14 protein-coding genes are annotated in these 17,498 nt (G+C 36.1%); all 14 read right to left on the bottom strand.

Translation table 11 applies throughout. From position 1 onward, the window contains the following. Positions 1-6: 6 nt before the first annotated feature. Entirely contained in the window at positions 7-2,634 is a 2,628-nt protein-coding gene (locus tag ACZQCL_RS01370) for an Ig-like domain-containing protein (RefSeq protein ID WP_482481641.1), read from the bottom strand. Positions 2,635-2,798: 164 nt separating this feature from the next. Further along, positions 2,799-3,281: a dUTP diphosphatase gene (locus tag ACZQCL_RS01375; RefSeq protein ID WP_117572489.1), complete on the bottom strand. Its 483-nt coding sequence runs from the start codon at positions 3,279-3,281 to the stop codon at positions 2,799-2,801. After that, positions 3,274-3,735, bottom strand: coding sequence for a DNA-deoxyinosine glycosylase (locus ACZQCL_RS01380; RefSeq protein WP_482481643.1), 462 nt, complete (start codon positions 3,733-3,735; stop codon positions 3,274-3,276). Before ACZQCL_RS01380 ends, ACZQCL_RS01375 begins: the two co-directional genes overlap by 8 nt. Then, positions 3,720-5,018, bottom strand: a complete 1,299-nt coding sequence (gene rimO / locus ACZQCL_RS01385) for a 30S ribosomal protein S12 methylthiotransferase RimO (RefSeq protein WP_482481645.1) — start codon at positions 5,016-5,018, stop codon at positions 3,720-3,722. The genes ACZQCL_RS01380 and rimO overlap by 16 nt, the downstream gene beginning before the upstream one ends. Continuing rightward, positions 5,015-5,953 (bottom strand): 3'-5' exoribonuclease YhaM family protein, encoded by a 939-nt coding sequence (locus ACZQCL_RS01390; protein ID WP_482481647.1) that lies wholly within the window; start codon positions 5,951-5,953, stop codon positions 5,015-5,017. Before ACZQCL_RS01390 ends, rimO begins: the two co-directional genes overlap by 4 nt. Further along, positions 5,950-7,917 carry a glycosyltransferase gene (locus tag ACZQCL_RS01395; RefSeq protein WP_331866160.1) on the bottom strand — a complete coding sequence of 656 codons (1,968 nt, stop codon included), beginning with the start codon at positions 7,915-7,917 and terminating at the stop codon, positions 5,950-5,952. The genes ACZQCL_RS01390 and ACZQCL_RS01395 overlap by 4 nt, the downstream gene beginning before the upstream one ends. 3 nt (positions 7,918-7,920) lie before the next feature. Then, positions 7,921-8,961, bottom strand: a complete 1,041-nt coding sequence (locus tag ACZQCL_RS01400; protein WP_288523069.1) for a lysylphosphatidylglycerol synthase transmembrane domain-containing protein — start codon at positions 8,959-8,961, stop codon at positions 7,921-7,923. Between the two features lie 8 nt (positions 8,962-8,969). Continuing rightward, a complete protein-coding gene (locus ACZQCL_RS01405) occupies positions 8,970-10,067 on the bottom strand; it encodes a glycosyltransferase family 4 protein (RefSeq protein ID WP_482481650.1) in 1,098 nt (365 codons plus the stop codon). Positions 10,068-10,311: 244 nt separating this feature from the next. Continuing rightward, the gene (locus tag ACZQCL_RS01410) at positions 10,312-10,629 is read right to left on the bottom strand and encodes a hypothetical protein (protein ID WP_118011076.1); all 318 of its coding nucleotides are present in this window, start codon (positions 10,627-10,629) and stop codon (positions 10,312-10,314) included. 92 nt (positions 10,630-10,721) lie between these two features. Further along, entirely contained in the window at positions 10,722-11,552 is an 831-nt protein-coding gene (locus ACZQCL_RS01415; RefSeq protein ID WP_118320054.1) for a PTS system mannose/fructose/sorbose family transporter subunit IID, read from the bottom strand. A 2-nt stretch (positions 11,553-11,554) separates the two neighbouring features. Continuing rightward, complete coding sequence (locus ACZQCL_RS01420; protein ID WP_118325662.1) at positions 11,555-12,394, bottom strand: PTS sugar transporter subunit IIC; 840 nt, start codon at positions 12,392-12,394, stop codon at positions 11,555-11,557. Between the two features lie 54 nt (positions 12,395-12,448). Continuing rightward, positions 12,449-12,940 (bottom strand): PTS sugar transporter subunit IIB, encoded by a 492-nt coding sequence (locus ACZQCL_RS01425; protein ID WP_003866136.1) that lies wholly within the window; start codon positions 12,938-12,940, stop codon positions 12,449-12,451. A gap of 55 nt (positions 12,941-12,995) precedes the next feature. Beyond that, on the bottom strand, positions 12,996-13,424 hold the full coding sequence (locus ACZQCL_RS01430; RefSeq protein WP_003866137.1) for a PTS sugar transporter subunit IIA: 429 nt from the start codon (positions 13,422-13,424) through the stop codon (positions 12,996-12,998). Between the two features lie 371 nt (positions 13,425-13,795). Then, the coding region (locus ACZQCL_RS01435) for a discoidin domain-containing protein (protein WP_482481654.1) at positions 13,796-17,498 on the bottom strand (3,703 nt) is incomplete at its 5' end.

Raw genomic sequence — 17,498 nt, forward strand, 5'->3', positions numbered from 1 at the left:
CAGAAGTCAATTTATATAAGACGTTGTATGAGTGTTGATTTTAGCTTTATATCCTAATTTATTAAATGTGTCTTTTGTATAAACAAAAGTGATTTCTTCTCTTGCTACACCCTTAGTACCTGTAATTGGTGATTCTGATTTTAAACGATATCCTTTAATATCTTTTGCTTCTACAGTATAACTCTCTCCATACTTGTAACTCTTTGTTTCGCTTGCTGAAATTTCTTTTCCATCAGTGGTGTCTTCTACATAACGAACTACTAAATCACTTTTCACAGCTTCAAATACAGCCATGTAAGTTCCTTTTATAGTTGGTTTGTATTCAACATCCGTTGAAACTGCATCTCCATCTGGATTTGTACCTTTAACCCATTTCACAAATTGATATCCAGTCTTCGCAATAGCTGTTGATCCTTGAACATTACCCTGTACAGTTTCACCAATACGTTCATAAGATCTAGAAACTGAACCCATTTTCGAATCATTTACAGTATAGTTAATTACATCACTTGCTTTTGCCCATTGAGCAACAAATGTAACGTCACTTATTGGAGCATCAAATGATTCTCCACCTTGATATAACTTTCCGCCATATGCCCATCCAGTAAAAATATATCCTTCACGAGTTGGACGAGTTGTTGAATCTACTGTTACTTTTTCAGTTGATTTAACAGTTGTTCCTTTAGGTGCTCCTGTACCATTATTTGCATCATATTTTACCTGAATAGTTTTAGCTTGAACATACGCTATAAATTTATAGTGTTCGTGAGTTGGCGTATAGTAGTAATAACTATTATTACTAGTAAATTGCACTGATAAATCTGAAGGTATTGTACCTTCGTATACTTTATCCGCTGAGCCATAGTTTGAACTAGATGTGTTAGAAAAATATCTTTCAACCTTCACTACTTCATACTTAGATGTATCGCAAATAAAGTTTACTTTTCCATAATTACCATTCGAACCATTCGCATAACGCATAACTCCAGAATCATAAACATTTTTTTTCGTTTCATTATTATAAACCTGAATCTGAATAGTTTTGTATATTTCACTTGTAGAAGCATTTGCTCCATAAGGCCAATCACCTATTGTGACTTTGACATCTGTAGAATTATAGCTTCCTGTTTCATCAGCTTTATACTGGATATTACTAAAATCATAAATTCTTTGATTACTTCCTACAGTTGCCCATGCAGAATTTGAAGTAGTTTTATATTGTAATTTACCATTATAGTATCTAAATGCAGTTACAATTGGTTTTGAAGAAATATTTGCCCAATTTGGTTGGCTACCCAATTCATCTAACACTCTAATTTCTGCTTTAGTAACTAATGTTCTACCATTTCCTGTTGTATTTTGAGCAACTGAAGCTGGAGTTACTACTGTACCATCTTTAGGAATATTGATTGTATAAGTGGTTTTCTGATTTTCATTTGTAACATATACATGCACCTTATAATTAGCTGGCGTATTATCATAAACAGTAATTACTTGTTCACCATAGACACCTGAATCATCATTCATTGCCTTGATTGAAACTGTACCTTGACCTACTGCTGTTACTTTACCGTTTTGATCAACTGTCGCAACTTCTTCATTTGATGAAGACCAAACAATACTCTTATTAGCTGCATCACTTGGTTCAACTGTTGTTGTTAATGTAACAGTATTTCCTTTTACTAAATAATCTTTACCATAACCATTTACAGTAATCTTACTTACCTTAATTGGATTGACAACGATTGTTACACTTGATGAAATAGCTGGATCTGATTTCAATGTTGCTGTAATTGTTACAGTTCCAACTTCATGAGTTGTTACTAAACCATTTCCATCTACTGTAGCTGTTGCATCATTTGATGAAGACCAAGTTACATCTTTATTAGGATAGTTATCAGGTTTAATAGTCAATGTTAATTGAGCTGTTTCACCTTTTGTTACTTGGTTCTGACTTGCTACGACAAAGAACTCTGTTAATTGTTCACCTGTTTCCTGAGAATCAGTCGTGTCGGCATCTGAAGCATCATCACTTTCAGAAGTAGTTTCTGTTTTAGTAGGTTCTTGCTTGTTAGCTTTCTTAGGCTTTTCTGTACTAGCCTTTTCCTTATAAACAAGAGTTAAACTTGTCATATCACTAGTTACTGTTAAACCAGAAGCTTTAACTTGATCCTTAGTGATTTTGTTTTCTTTGTTACCATTCACAAATGCATATTCAAATTCAAATGCTTCATGAGCTTCTTTGAATACATTTGCATCTTGATCCAATCTGTAACCAACATCATAAGTAGCTGTTACAGATTCCATCAAATCAGTATCATCTTCTTTTACATAAGAAACCTTAACCTCTGCTTGTTCAACAGGCTGTGGCTGTGGTTGTGCTTCTTCTGCTGCAGGCTGCTCTTCCTCTACTGCAGGTTGTTGTTGTTCTTCCTGTTGTTGAGGGGTTTCTTCTTCAGTTGTTGGCACTTCCTCTTGCTCTTGTGGTGTAGTCGTTGTTGTTTTTGTTTCCTCTTGTTGAGGTTCAACCGGTTCTTCCACCGCATTTACATAATAAGAGTCTGCTAAGCCAAACTGAACGGCCATCGCAAATGATAATACAATTGCGGCTGCTTTTTTCAAATTCTTTAGCATATAAAGTCCTCCTTTATTATAGTTATCGATATAACCCTTTCATTATCTGAGACTAGTATAATCTTCACACGGTTATAGATTGGTTATAATATCGAAAAATCATCCTTTTTTTAATGGAATTTTGCATAAAAAAAGGTCTATTGTCATTATGACAATAAACCTACTTATTTTCCTGAACTTCCTAACTTTCCAGCCATTCTTTCAGACTCCATAGACTGAAGTTCTTCAAATGAAATTTCTTCACTTTCTAACTGAGGCATACGCAATAATACACCCTGACAAATAGCCTTTTCATATGGATATATAATCGCATCTTCCTTATACTCTACATCTTGTTTTTTAATAACTACACGCTTCGTATTCAAATTTGTGACCGGAGCCATATATTCACCACGATAACCAGAATCAATGACACCACTTCTTTGTGCAATTCCCTTTGTTCCTGTAGAACCACGCTCTTTTAAAATCATCACAAACTCTGGATCAAATGCACTCGCCACACCCAATGGAACTAACTTCGTTTCATGAGGCTCAATCACCATATAATCTTCTTCAAAACAAGGATATAAATCATATCCTGCATCTTCATAACGCTTTTGCGGAACCTTCGCATCCGCCTTTACTTTTGCCCAATATAGTTTATTCATAAAACTCCTTCTTATATATTTCAATCAATTGTTCTAACGAAAACTGTGCATTGGCACTTGAAGTCGAAGGACAATATACCGTTTCAATATTCGGAAAATACTTCTGCATCGTATTCTGACTTGTCCTTCCATTACAAATGACCTTCTCAATGTTTTTATATGAATCTAATAATTTTGGAATATCATTTGGTTCTATATCTTTGATCTCACTATCCGCACTCGTCTTTCTTATACACGAATGACAAATATCCCAAAGTGCAATGTGCGATACTTTTAATAATTTTATCTTATCGTTCTTTTGATAAATACTTTCTAGTATCTTCCAAAACCGATTATTTTTATTCGCATAATACATCTGTTCCTTCAAACTAATTGCACTTGGCATAGAACCCACAATCAAGATTTTCGAATCCTCAAATACAATGGGATCCAATCCAACTATTCGCTTACACATGTACCGTAAACATCATAAGATTTGGCATCTGTAATCTTCACCTTCACAAAAGAACCTAATTCTAAAGGCTCATCACTTGTAAAGATGACCTGACCATCCACTTCATCCGGTGCATCCGCAGCACTTCTTCCACGATAACGATCCACCAAACCTTCTTTTTCCTCAACAAGAACTTCAATGACCTTACCAATCTTCTCTTGATTCTTCTCTTTAGAGATTTCTTCCTGCACCGCCATCAATCTAGCCAAACGCTCATTTTGAATCGCTTCATCAATCTGACCATCCATATCATAAGCAGGCGTATCCTCTTCCTTCGAATATGTGAAAGCACCCATACGATCCCATTTGATTTCCTTAATGAAGTCAACAAGTTCTTCAAACTCTTCTTCCGTTTCTGTAGGGAAACCAACAATCATAGTTGTACGCAAAGTCGCATTTGGAAACATCGTATGAATCTTATCTACAACCTTTAATACATCCTCTTTTGGACCTCTACGATTCATTAATTTCAACAAACGATTGTTTGCATGCTGCATAGGAATATCAAAATAAGGAACGATCTTCTCACTCTCACTCATGGCCTGCAATACATCATCCACAATTTCATCTGGATACATATACAGAACACGAATCCAATGAAGACCCTCTACTTTAGATACTTGACGCAATAATTCAGGAAGCATCAATTCGCCATAATTATCCAAGCCATACTTTGTAGTATCTTGCGCAATCAAAGTTAATTCCTTCACTCCAACACTTGCCAAATAGTTGACCTCTTCCATAATATCCTCAATTGTACGAGACTTTTGATCTCCACGAATCAAAGGAATTGCACAATACGCACAACGATTCGAACAACCATCACTAATCTTTACATACGCCTGCCAAGGATTTCCCGTAATTACACGTTCTGCCTTATCTAACAATGTATCTGAACCTAATAGCTTCTGTAGCTGACTTGCCAAAGTATCATACTCACGAATCGGGATAACCGCATCAATTTCAGGAATCTCTTCCCTTAATGTATCTGTATATCTTTGTGCCAAACAACCACACACAATCAACTTCTCTAAGTTTCTCTCTTTATACTTCGCCATCTTGAAAATCGTATTGATACTCTCCTCTTTGGCACTCTCAATAAAACCACAAGTATTCACAATAATAGCCTGTGCATCCTTAGGATTGGCCACAATTTCATGACCACCCCTCTTGATCATACTCATGATCTGTTCAGAATCCACTAAGTTTTTACAACATCCCAATGATACAAAACCTATTTTCATTCTTCATCTTCTCCTTTTCGATGATAAATCATACGACCTTCTAACGCAAAGACACGAGGCCCAAAATGACCTGGCTGCGTTGTATCTAAACTCTGCTTCATCATATACATACGCGCATCTAGATTATCTAATAAAGTTAACACTTCTGCTTCTGGAATCATAGGAAGGACAGGAGATCCAAACTCCATCTTTCCATGATGTGCCAAAATCATATGCTTCACCAATAAAACACACTCTTTATCGTTTACACCCAGCTTTTCAGCCACACGATCCAAACGATTATTCATAATACTAATGTGCCCCAACAGATTCCCCTCATTTGTATATTCAGGAAGAACTGGACCACTCAACTCATCAATCTTTCCAACATCATGCATCAAGATACCTGCAATCAATAATCCCTTATCCAAGAATGGATATTGACGACAAATATCTAGTCCTACACGCGCCATACTAATGGAATGATAGGCAAGTCCTCCCACAAAATTATGGTGATTTCTTGTGGCAGCCGGATATGTATAGAATAAATCCTTCGTTTCTTCTAATACTTCTTCAACCACACAATACAAATTCGAATCTGTGATCTCATTCATCAAAGTCTTTACTTCCTCTTCCATTTCCGTACGAGACATAGGCGCTAATCTTACATAATCCGAAATATCTTCACCTTCTAAGACCACCATTTTTCTCACTCTTAACTGAACGGCATTTCTATGAATGATCGAATCTCCAAATACCTCAACAATCTGACCCGCCTTATACTGCTCAATCTGCTCATTCGTTAAATTCCAAAATTTCGCATCCAATACACCTGTCGCATCCTCTAAAATCAAAGACAAATAAGGTGTATCCTTCACGGTTTTTCCCTTGTCACACTTTGAAATCAAACACTTAATATTTACTTTTTGTTCCTGAGTAATCTCATTAATTCTCATTCACTTTCCCCTTCCAAAACCTCTTTTATAGCTGATATATTAAATCCTTTACGAACACAATACGTCTGAATCTTCTGATTACGCTTAGGCTGATCAAACGTCGCATATAAACGCTTCGCTTTCGCAATCGTTCTTTGTAGTGCCTCATCATCATTTTCATCCAATTCAATCGACTCCGACACTTGTTTCGCCAATTCAAACGAATATCCCTTCGTCACTAACTTATTCACTAGCGTCTGCCTTTGCATGCGGCTCGACTGCTCTTTTAGCGAATGCGCTAAACGGCGAGCCAATTTGATCGCATTACTACGCTCTGTTTCCACATCCAAACTTGCCAAAGCATCCTCAATTACATCATCCGCGATGCCCGCTCTTTTTAGCTTTTGACAAATCTGCATTTTAGGCTGACCGTACGAATGCCAAGCCTGCGCCTTATCAAAGGCATACTCCTTATCGTCAATCCAATGACGTTCCATAAATTCATGAATAATATCCAAAGCCTGATCTTCATCTAGCCCCAAATATTTCTTTCCATATTGCACCATTTGATACGACGTATAATCATTTGAGAAAACACGCTTTTTCATTAACTCAAACGCCTTATAGAATAACTGCATATCCAAATAGTTGTCAATCAAATATGCATCTAACATTGTATCCTTTGTGATCTTTAAGTCAAAGAAATCATCCGTTGGAATCATTACTTTGACTGGTTCATTATCGCAATCACGCATCACAGTTAAACGAACAAAATCATCCACCATACGAATGCGCTCCACATGATAGGCACGCTTATAATCATCAATCGCCTGATTATAAACACTCAATGCCTTATGCGCAAACATACTCTCTGTATAAGGCGCTGTTTTAGAAATACAATACGCTCTTAATGCATCTCTTTCTTCTTTTGATTTACTAAAGAAAACATCCCACTTTTGACTTAGCTCATTGGCATCATCAAAATAATATCCAGACTTGCCTTCATCCACCAAATCCTTCAACACCTCATCACGACGCCCAAACACTAATAGGCCACTCGCTAAAGCCTCAATATATGTCATTCCTTGTGTTTCCGATAAACTAGCGGATACAAAACAATCGAAAGCCGCATAATAATAGGCAATATTTTCCTTAGGAATCTTACCCGTAAAATGCACACGATCCGAAACATTATACTTCTTAGCCAAATCCTGGTAATACTCCATATCCGTACCACCACCCACAATGACTAAGTGTAAATGTGGATCTGCATTCTTACTAATCGCCTCAATCGGAATTTCGATTGCCTTCTCTTTGGCAATACGCCCTACAAAGACCACAATACGATCTTCACTTGTAAAACCTAACTCTTCACGAATACTTTGAACTCTATTTTCATCTAAATTTTTACGATCATACTCCGACAAATCCAAACCTGTCGGAACAATATAAATAGGTGCTATTACACCATACTGCAATAAAGCCTGCTTCGTCTTTTCACTCGGCGCAATCACTGCTTGCGAACCATTGGCCATGACACGAGAAAAAGTACGAATCACACTCTTCCCTAATTTTTCAACTGAATCAAAATCAAGCGGATTAAAATAATGCGTATAATCCTCATACATCGTATGATACGTGTATACAATAGGAATGTGCAAAACCTTCGCCATCTGACGACCAAACATACCTACACCCGCTTCCGTCTGAATATGAATGACATCCAAGTCCATTCTTTCAATGTAGGCATCTGCACTAAACTGTAGTGGACTCGACATCTTATAACCATAAAACTTCTTGATTTCAAAACCCGGCAAACGAAGAATATGACCATCCTCATCTTCTACAATCTTTGTCCCCTTATGATTCGTAATAATAAATACCGTATGCCCCAGCTCTTCTAAAGCGTGTTTAAGGGTTGCCACACTTGAAACAACCCCATTAATATCCGGTAAATATGCATCTGTAAATAGTCCGATTCGCATATACTACATCCCTTCTAAATTGATCTTACTCTCTTTTCTCTCATAATGATTCTTCACAAACACAAATAAAATTCCACCTATAATCAGCACTATGTGATACGTAGAAAAACGCCACAATACTAAAACGGCACCCGTTAAATTTTTCATCATGCCACTAAACAACAATGAAAAGACAACTTCCGTACCCCCACTTGCCCCGGGAATTGGAATAAAACTATTGGCCATCGTCACAAAACTAGATAGAGCCATGACATCAATAAACTCATTCATCTTCAACGGAATATGTAGGGCTAGCGCAATCACAAAAGGTAAAGAATAATAGAGTGATAAACGCACCACATTAATACATACACAAAGAAAAATACTCTTCTTATCTTTGGCTAGTACTTTGATTTCACGAGTAAAACTCGTGACTTGTAGAGTCCAAGAATCCAATGTCTTTTCTGGATTCTTTAAAATATGCAGTTTCGACAATGCCTTAACTAAAGTTCGCGAAAGCTTGATATAAATACTAGGAAATAACGCAATCGTATATAGCGCTACAACAACCACTGCATTGATGATATAGCCCAACAATATAATATTGAACCATGCGGATTGAGCACTATAATATGCAAAACGCAAAAGAAACAGAATCGAAACATAAATCATCATTGTTGTCTGATAAATAATGAAATCAGCCCACAACAAGCTAGCCCCATCGCTCACTTTGATTCCTTGCTTCTTCATAATGTAGGCCTGAACAAACTGTCCACCCGTACTACTCGGAGTAATCCCCGAAAAGAAAGAACCAATAAAGGCCACAAGAATCCCTTTACCCGGCGTATAATGATCCGTATACTTTCTACCTAATACGTAGTATACAAATCCCCAGACTGCCGTAAAAAGAACACCCCACAATAAGACTATGACAAGGCTTAACAGATTCATTTGTGAAATGCACTTTAAAACCTGATGAAAATTATCCTTTAGCGCAAACCACAGGGCAAATCCCGTTAAAGCAAGAATAATTAACAGATTTAGTGCGTACTTCTGTTTTTTCATAAAAACCCCTATTTTTTCTTGTTTAATAATTCCTCTTGTTTATCCTTATAAGCACTTAAATAGAATTCTCTCCACATATTCAATACATGTTCTTTCGAATAGAATTCACTCAATAAACGACTCTCATTTTGATACTTCGCATATACATCTGAATCATTTTTCAATTTTAACAGACAATTTTTAAAACCCTCATTATCATCGGCATGCATATAACGATCAAATAAGATATCTTTATATAAATCCAAATCACGAAGCACCAATGGAACATGTAAGTTCACCGCTTCTAAAATCGTCATTGGAAATAATTCATTATAGCTTGGCACAAAAAGCACATTCGCCATATTATATAGATCCACCATTTCTTCTCTAGGAACAATCCCTAAGAATTTACAGTTTTCAGGTGGATTTTCCTGTAACTTCTTCAATTCCTCATATCCATCGGTAATACGCCCAAAAGAAAAGCCTCCAGCCCATACGAATTGGACGTCCGGCATTTGTTTGGCAACATTCACAAAATCAAGTACACCCTTACGCGTTTGTACCTGTCCTGCACCCAATACCACAAAAGCATCCTTGTCTACACCATACTTTTTACGAATGGCAACACACGCCTCATCGGATTTACGATAAAATTTTTCCTTAGATACATAGTTAGGAATATAGTAAATTTTTTCTCGATCAATACCATATTCGACTAATGCATCAATAAAACTTGGATTTACAACGACCAAGCGATCCGCACTCTTATAGAATTGAATCAAATAAGAACGAAATACATTCAATAAAGGTGCTGGAATTTTTAAGCTACCTTCTAAAGTATCCGGTAAAAAATGACAATATGCAATGTTAGCGGCTCTATGATTTTGCATCTTCACATAGAAAGTAGGATCTACTGTATGGAAATGCTGAATATCTGGCGTTTTGATCCAGTTGTTGATACCCACTTCAAAGATATCGCTAGCCCCTTCTTTAATTAGATTGACCTGTTCTTCGTAGGCACTGCCCACACCTTGGCCATCCACTTTATCTGCACTTGAATACATTATAATTCGTATTTTATCTTCCATAAAAACTACACTTCTTTCATCCATATTATTATATCGCAACTACTATTTGTATGTCCAACTTTCAAAAAGGCAAATGAAAAGCCCCTTTAGCGGGGCTTCTCAAGAAAGTTTTAAGAAAGGGAATTTGATTATGAAGTGAGCCACTATCTTTGGCTCAACAGTATATTACTAAAGAATAAAGTGATAGATATAGTTATATTATGTGAAATTATGTGTATAATTGACACATTTATTGTTGTTTTTAGTTAAAATTAAATTTTATTAAACTAAAATATACAAATCTTTACTTTTCTTCGTACAAATCAATCTTCTTTAATACACTTTTCTTTCCATTTCTATGAGAAATAAATCCTAAAACAGTAAATAAACCCGATAAAATCAAACCAATCAAAGCAATCCATTTAGCTACATTACGTACGCTCATAGGAATATTAGGAAACATTGGATCTGTCATCCCTGACCATCCCCAATATGTAACAGCACCAAAAGCAAGTGTTAGAATAAAAGCATTTCTGACCATTCTTCCCACTTTTAATACCATTTCATTTTCTCTTTGGATGACTTCTGCAAGCTGATCTCTTTCTTTGCGGCTCAAACTCATAATAAACGCTCCTTTTCAAATATACATATACTTATTATAAGAAAAAAAGACAGGCCTAACAAGTTAAGCCCGCCTTTAATTGTCTTAAGTGATTATCCTAAGAATCCTACAACAGATCCTACGAATCCGATAACTACGAACAATAACAATACTTTAATTGGAGTAATGTTTTTCTTAGCCATCAACCACCAAGCAAACAATACGAATAACATTGTTAAGATCTTAGGGAAAGCTCCATCTAATTTAGATCCTAATGTTACGTCTGATAATTTACCAGTTTCTGCATCATAAGATTGTGCAATTACAAAGTTAGTTGAAATTGATACCCAAGAAGCTGCCATCGCACCAACGATAACTTGTCCCATAACCAATACTGATTCACGGAACGCAGTTGCTTTTTGTCCTACTAACAATTCAACAGCACTACCACCTAATTCATAACCTTTGAAGTATACGAATTTTTGGAACCAAATTGAAGTTGCGTTCCATACGATGATATAGAATAAAGGTCCTAAAGGTGATCCACCTTCTGCGAAACCTAATGCGATACCTAATAAGATAGGAATGTAAGTACCAACGATCAATGAGTCACCAATACCTGCCAAAGGTCCCATTAGACCTGCACGGATACCGTTGATCATTTCGTCATCGATTCCTTCAGCTCCGTTTGCACGAGCTTCTTCCAAACCAGCTGTGATACCAACTACGATAGATCCAATCTGAGGTTCAGTATTGAAGAATGGGTAGTAAGTAGTCATTTTTTCTGATTGTTCTTCGCGAGTAGGATATAATTCCTTAATAATTGGAAGCATTGACCACATGTAACCAAATGTCTGCATGTGTTCGTGTGAGAAACATGTTAAGTTTCCATACCACCAACGCCAGAAAGAACTATTTAATGTTTTCTTAGAAATCTTTTTCATAATTAAATGTCCTCCTCGTCATCATAATCTACAGAAGCACCACCAACAGCACCTGTAGCTTTCATCATTGTCATTTGGTAGTTAATCAATGCGAATACACCACCAACTACTGTAGCAGCAATTAATGTTAATCCCATAGAAGCAGCTAAAGCGAAACCGAACATGAAGTAAACCAAGTCAGAAGTCTTAGATACTACTGATTTTAACAAGATACCAATACCTACTGCAGGAAGTACTGATCCTACTGATAAGATAGCTTTTACATACCATACATTAACATTCAAACTCTGGAACAATTCAGCTACGGCTCCAGATCCATAGTAGCAAAGTAAAGTAACTGGCAAGAATGATAATACAAAGTGTGAAATTAGTGGGAGAACAACATCAACTTTTCCTAAACAATCTAAGTTTCCTTTATCCAATTGAGCCCAGCCCCAGTGTTGCCAAATAAGGTTCATCATAGCTGTTCCGTAGAATAAAGTAATACCGATTACACCAGTCATGGCTGAGATACTAGATGCTAAACCACGAGCATCAGTTCCTCCAAAATCCATACCAGCAGCTTTTGCTCCAACATAAGCCAATGGAATACCAATGTAACTTACGGCACGTAAGTCAGATGCGACTGTTCCACCAGGTGTAACCAATGCGATCCACATTACCTGCATTGGAATACCAATTTGAATACATCCAGATACATCACCTAGGATCAAACCTACGAATAATGATGCAACCAAAGGACGGTTCAATGTGTAGTTACCTACTGTTGTACCTAAGCAAGCGATAGTACTAGCTGCTGTACAACTCATAAGTCCGATTAAAATTGCTTGTAACCAACTCATTATAAATCTCTCCTTTTTCTTTTATTTATCTCAATCTGTTTACTATTCCCACTATTAGTAACCAAATTTAGATCTAAATTTGTCCCAAGTACCGATTGCAGTTTCTTTTAATAATGCAAACAATACTGTGTAACCAGCGTTTGTCAAAGCTTCACATGCTTCAGCTTCTTCTTGAGTAATTGACTGGTTTTGACCTAATTTTGTAGCTCCTGGACGATCATTGCATGGTCCGATAACTACTGTTTTAACATCGTTAGGTACGAATCCATCGTCTACTAACAATTCTTTCATATCCACTGGGTTTTTAGTAATTAAGAAATATTTTTTATTAGAATTCTTAACTGTTTCTGCTTTTTCTCTCCAGTGTTCCTTTGTCCAAACAAATACTTTCTTGTCTGTACTAGCCTTGAATGACTGTGTCAATACAGGTGTAGTTGCAGCTTTGTCGTTAACTGCGATAATTCCATCACAAGGGTATTCTTTAGACCATCTTGTAACAATCTGACCGTGGATAATACGATCATCAACACGAATAAAACTAATCATTATATGTCCTCCTTTATTCTGTTTATGCCTTCGCTATATGCGTTATAGCCAAATCCTATAGATCTTCGTCGTCATCATCAGAAGCAACTGTAAAATCAGTTAATCCTGTACGACCTTCGCTTAATAATGTATCTTTTAAATCTTGTACATTATCAAAGTTATCTTTCATTAATACAGCAGTGATTGCAAGAGGCATATTCATACCAGCAATTACTAAAGTATTTTGAAGCAATCCTTTTTGATCCAATACATTCAATGCATTTGTGAATGGAGATCCACTCAAAATATCAGCTAATAAAATGACCTGGTCATCTGCTTTGAAATCTTTAACCAATTCAGCAAAGTTAGATGCAAATTCGTCTGCGCTCATTCCGTCCTTTAAGCTTGTAGACAATACATCTTCACGATCTCCCGTCATCATTTTAACGGCACTGTGTAATCCAGGGGCGAATTCGCCATGGCTTACCATAACTACATATTTCATTATTTTTTCCTCCGCGTTTTCTTATACTCACATTTTATAATAAATATGTCAGCGTTTTCAAGTGTTATTACACATAATTTCACACATTTATACGACTTTTGAACATGAGCATCACATAGAATACACATTCATTATAACCCGTATGAAACCCTTTTCAAGTTCCATATGTCACCACTTTTAGATGACAAATGTCATTTATCTTTTGTTGAATCCTTTCAATCGTAAAAAAGGACCCGGACAATGTTGTCCGAGCCCGATATCAGCTATAAACTATTTTGAAGTATTTACCCCGCTCCTAAAATTCTTAAAGAGCAAATTTACCTAATTCCACCCAGATTTATTGTGCTCTAATCTTTATTTTTTAGGATATTTTAATATCTTTTTCTTCTTGCTAAAGCAACTAATACCCCAAATCCAGTTAGCGCAAGTGTTCCTGCTACCATTAAGATTCCGGTATTTGTTTGTAATCCAGTCGTTACTTTTTCAGGTTCCTTTTTATTTCCATGTTTAGCCGGTTTACTTGGTTTTTCTCCAGTTCCTGGTTTGTTAGGCTTGTCAGAATTTTCTGGCTTGCCAGGTTTTTCTGGATTAACTGGGTTTTCTGATTTTACAAGCTTTTTAGCAGCTACATTCAATTTTTCTACCGCCGCATCTACCTCTTCTTGTGTAGCATTTACATCATCATTCACTTCTCTAGCAGCAGCATAAGCTTTGGCAAATGCTCCCCAGCTTTCAGCCGTATAATCTGCTTCTTTGTATTCTGCATATTTTTGTAAAGCTTTAGTAAGTGAATCTTTATTTACTGTCGATGGATTTTCGGCCTTTAAATTATTATATGCATCCATTAATTTTGCATCTAATGCTGCCACTTCTTCTTCAGAAGCGAATGCACTCATATCCATGATAGCATCTACAGCTTTAACGAATTTCTTATAAGATTCTTTTGTGTAATCTTCTGAATTTACATTATTCAATAATTCTTGTGCCTTATTTTGTAAATCTAATACTTTTTCTGTATTTTGTTGTTGAACTTTTACAGTCGCATTGATTTCTGCAGCACTCGCAAATCCACCACTTCCTTGTACTTCAAATCGTACAGCTTTACATGTTTGTGATTGATCAAACACAAATTCATATTTATTGTTTGTAAGTTTCATATCAGAAACTTCTGCAATCTTCGTTTCATTACCAGACTTATCAATTCCATATACAGTTGCACTTTTCCAAGTACCGTTTCCTCCACCTTGTCTGGCAACATATTCTAGGCTATCGAATGTGATTTCTTTTCCGAAACTCACTGTTAATGTATGAATTCCACCACAATGATCTTGTCCACTATAGTTAGAATGCCAATATGTATTTGGCTTGTTATCAAGAACATCTTTTGCAGATCCATCGCCGCCAGTTCCTACTTCATCTGTTTGTTGTGAACATGCTTCAGCATCCCAACCTTTCTTAGAAAGTTTTTTGCTTGTTACATTGATTCCGAAGTTGTCTGCAGCTTTTTGTGCATCATCATAATATAATGCACTATTTCTAACAACAACATCCCCCACAAATCCTGTGAAGTTTGTACTTCCAAGTACAACAGGAGCACCACTTAAGTCTGTACCATGATTTTTCTTATCATATGCTGATGTTGCTAATCTTCCATCTACATATAGTTTCAACATTCCATTTGATTCACGAACTGCGTGTACTGCATGCAATTTACCATCATTCACTTTACCAATTGTTGTAGTTTGTGTTACTGACTCTTTGTATTCGCTAGTATTAAATTTACCACTCGCATGTTCTACTACTGTAGTTACATTTTCTTTACTAGTCACTTGTTGTCCTTTAACATTGAATACTACATATCCATCTGCATCAATAGATAATTGGAAATCTTCGCCCTGTTTTAATAAAACAGTATTACTTGATTTAGTATCAACAGCCATTGATACACTGAAATCAGCATCACCTATAATTCCGTTTTCAGTCATTGTATAAGCTTTGTTTTTTAAGTTTAGAAGTGTTTTACTATCTGATTTGCTTTCAGAGACATCACCTTTTACATCTTCTTTTGAAGCTGCTTTCGCAATTTCTTTTGCTGTTCTAGCCTTTACTTCAACTGCAGATGCTTCATTTCCATAAACATCTTTAATTCCATTGATGCTTACATCGGCTGTTTCTTTTAAATCACTTACCTTAACTTCAAATGTACGATAATCATCTTGTAATACAGCTTCTGCTGATTTTCCATTTACCTTGAACTTGATATTATCAGATACTCTTTCGTTGAAACGAACTTCTACAGTATCTTTCTTTGTAATCTTAGCAGATACAAATCCTGGTGCTTTACTATCTGTATTTCCATATTGATAAATCACAGAAGAGTTTGGTTCAAGAGTTACTTTTAAAGTATCACCATAAGAAACTATGTTTCCTGTAGTTCCAGCTGCATAAGGATAAATAGAATATTCTTTTAATCCCTTCATTGAAGTTGGAACACCCACAATGTTGTCCAGTGTCAATTCATATGTTTGTTTTGTTGCAGTTGGGTTTACAAAAGATACAAATCCCTTTTTGTTATTCCATGCAGAATATCCATAAACACCGTTAGATGGGTTTTTACCTTCTTGCACAAATAGTTTTGCATTCTTCAACACGTTGTGGTTTGTTTTTGCAAAATCTAATACATCTGCAGTTACTTGCCATTTTTCTGCATCAAATAAACTTGGTGAATAATACAATTCCCAGAATGCAGTTCCACGCATCGCATTATCTAATAAGTATTCACGGAATACTTCAGTTGTTGCATTACTTCCATCTGATACGCCATAAATTGGGTCGTGGTTGTAAATATTCTTTAATGGGAATTGAATTTGATTTTTCTTATATAAGTTATTGTATACATTGTCACGATAATAAATCTTTTTCTGATGTCTTTCACCTGAAGCACCTGCTTCACCAGTATCACCTGAATCTTGTACCCAAATTGTATTTACCCATTGTAATAACCAAGGACTTAAGTTCACATAACATGTCGCATTGATCCATAATCCTTTGCCTTCTTGCGCTCTTGCTGCGCGGGCATGTTCAATTACGTCTGTCCAAGCTTCCCACATATCACTTGTGTAGTACATATCGTGGTTGCCACCTGTCATGTGATTGTGATTTGGATTGTTACACGGTCTTGATGCAAATCCATCCCATTTCCAGTAATCAATATTAAATCTTGTTTGATAGTCAATGAAACGATCTTCGAAGTTCTTCAAATACGTTCTGGAACCTGTACAAATTACATTTCCTAATGCACTATTACTTTGCATTTCTGCAGTTCCCATAGCCTCTAAGTATTTCGCAAATCCACCAAAGAAGTTATATCCACCTTGAGGACCCACCCAAACACCAAATGAAGATTGGAATTTATCTGTCAATTCAGTTGATGTATATAATTCATTAGGGAACTTACTATTGAATTCCCAGAAACCAGTTTGGTTTTGTGTAGTACCTGATTCTCCTGGTGCATTTACTCCACCTACCGCATTGTTATAGTTATTCCATCCATCATCTACTACATAACTATCTAAAGGTTCTACACCATTTTGAGCCAATCCTTTTTCTGCTCCAAGGAATGATTTTTCAATACTTTCATCATTGATATTCATCATGTTGTCATACCAAGAGTTGTATTGTTTTCTAAAGTCAGATGGTGTCGCGATATCTTCAATATAGTTAAAGAAATCCGTTTGAACTACATCAGTAGGCGTTCCTTGTGCTGCACCAACAACATTGTTCCATGTACGATATGTTTTTCCTTCGTTAGTAACATTCTGTCCATCACTTGCCATTTTCGCAATTGATTTTCCAGAATAATAACGAATCTGCATTGCATTATCTTCGTTTACATCTGTATCCTGTGCAGGAAATTCAGAACCAAAGAATAATCCATTCGCATAAATTGGTTGTCCTAACATCAATTCATGTTTTCCAATCCACATAGATGAAATGTTACTTTGATCTGGAATGCTCCATACACCTTGTGTTCCTTCCGGAATTACAAAATTATCAAAGTCAATATAATCAATC

Source organism: Holdemanella sp., from assembly GCF_056804935.1.

Bases quoted from the DNA above. Each gene is read 5' to 3' on its own strand.
- ACZQCL_RS01410 (WP_118011076.1), bottom strand. From the start codon at position 10,629: ATGAGTTTGAGCCGCAAAGAAAGAGATCAGCTTGCAGAAGTCATCCAA.
- ACZQCL_RS01395 (WP_331866160.1), bottom strand. From the start codon at position 7,917: ATGCGAATCGGACTATTTACAGATGCATATTTACCGGATATTAATGGG.
- ACZQCL_RS01380 (WP_482481643.1), bottom strand. From the start codon at position 3,735: ATGTGTAAGCGAATAGTTGGATTGGATCCCATTGTATTTGAGGATTCG.
- ACZQCL_RS01400 (WP_288523069.1), bottom strand. From the start codon at position 8,961: ATGAAAAAACAGAAGTACGCACTAAATCTGTTAATTATTCTTGCTTTA.
- ACZQCL_RS01375 (WP_117572489.1), bottom strand. From the start codon at position 3,281: ATGAATAAACTATATTGGGCAAAAGTAAAGGCGGATGCGAAGGTTCCG.
- ACZQCL_RS01430 (WP_003866137.1), bottom strand. From the start codon at position 13,424: ATGAAATATGTAGTTATGGTAAGCCATGGCGAATTCGCCCCTGGATTA.
- ACZQCL_RS01420 (WP_118325662.1), bottom strand. From the start codon at position 12,394: ATGAGTTGGTTACAAGCAATTTTAATCGGACTTATGAGTTGTACAGCA.
- ACZQCL_RS01370 (WP_482481641.1), bottom strand. From the start codon at position 2,634: ATGCTAAAGAATTTGAAAAAAGCAGCCGCAATTGTATTATCATTTGCG.
- ACZQCL_RS01415 (WP_118320054.1), bottom strand. From the start codon at position 11,552: ATGAAAAAGATTTCTAAGAAAACATTAAATAGTTCTTTCTGGCGTTGG.
- ACZQCL_RS01390 (WP_482481647.1), bottom strand. From the start codon at position 5,953: ATGAGAATTAATGAGATTACTCAGGAACAAAAAGTAAATATTAAGTGT.
- rimO (WP_482481645.1), bottom strand. From the start codon at position 5,018: ATGAAAATAGGTTTTGTATCATTGGGATGTTGTAAAAACTTAGTGGAT.
- ACZQCL_RS01425 (WP_003866136.1), bottom strand. From the start codon at position 12,940: ATGATTAGTTTTATTCGTGTTGATGATCGTATTATCCACGGTCAGATT.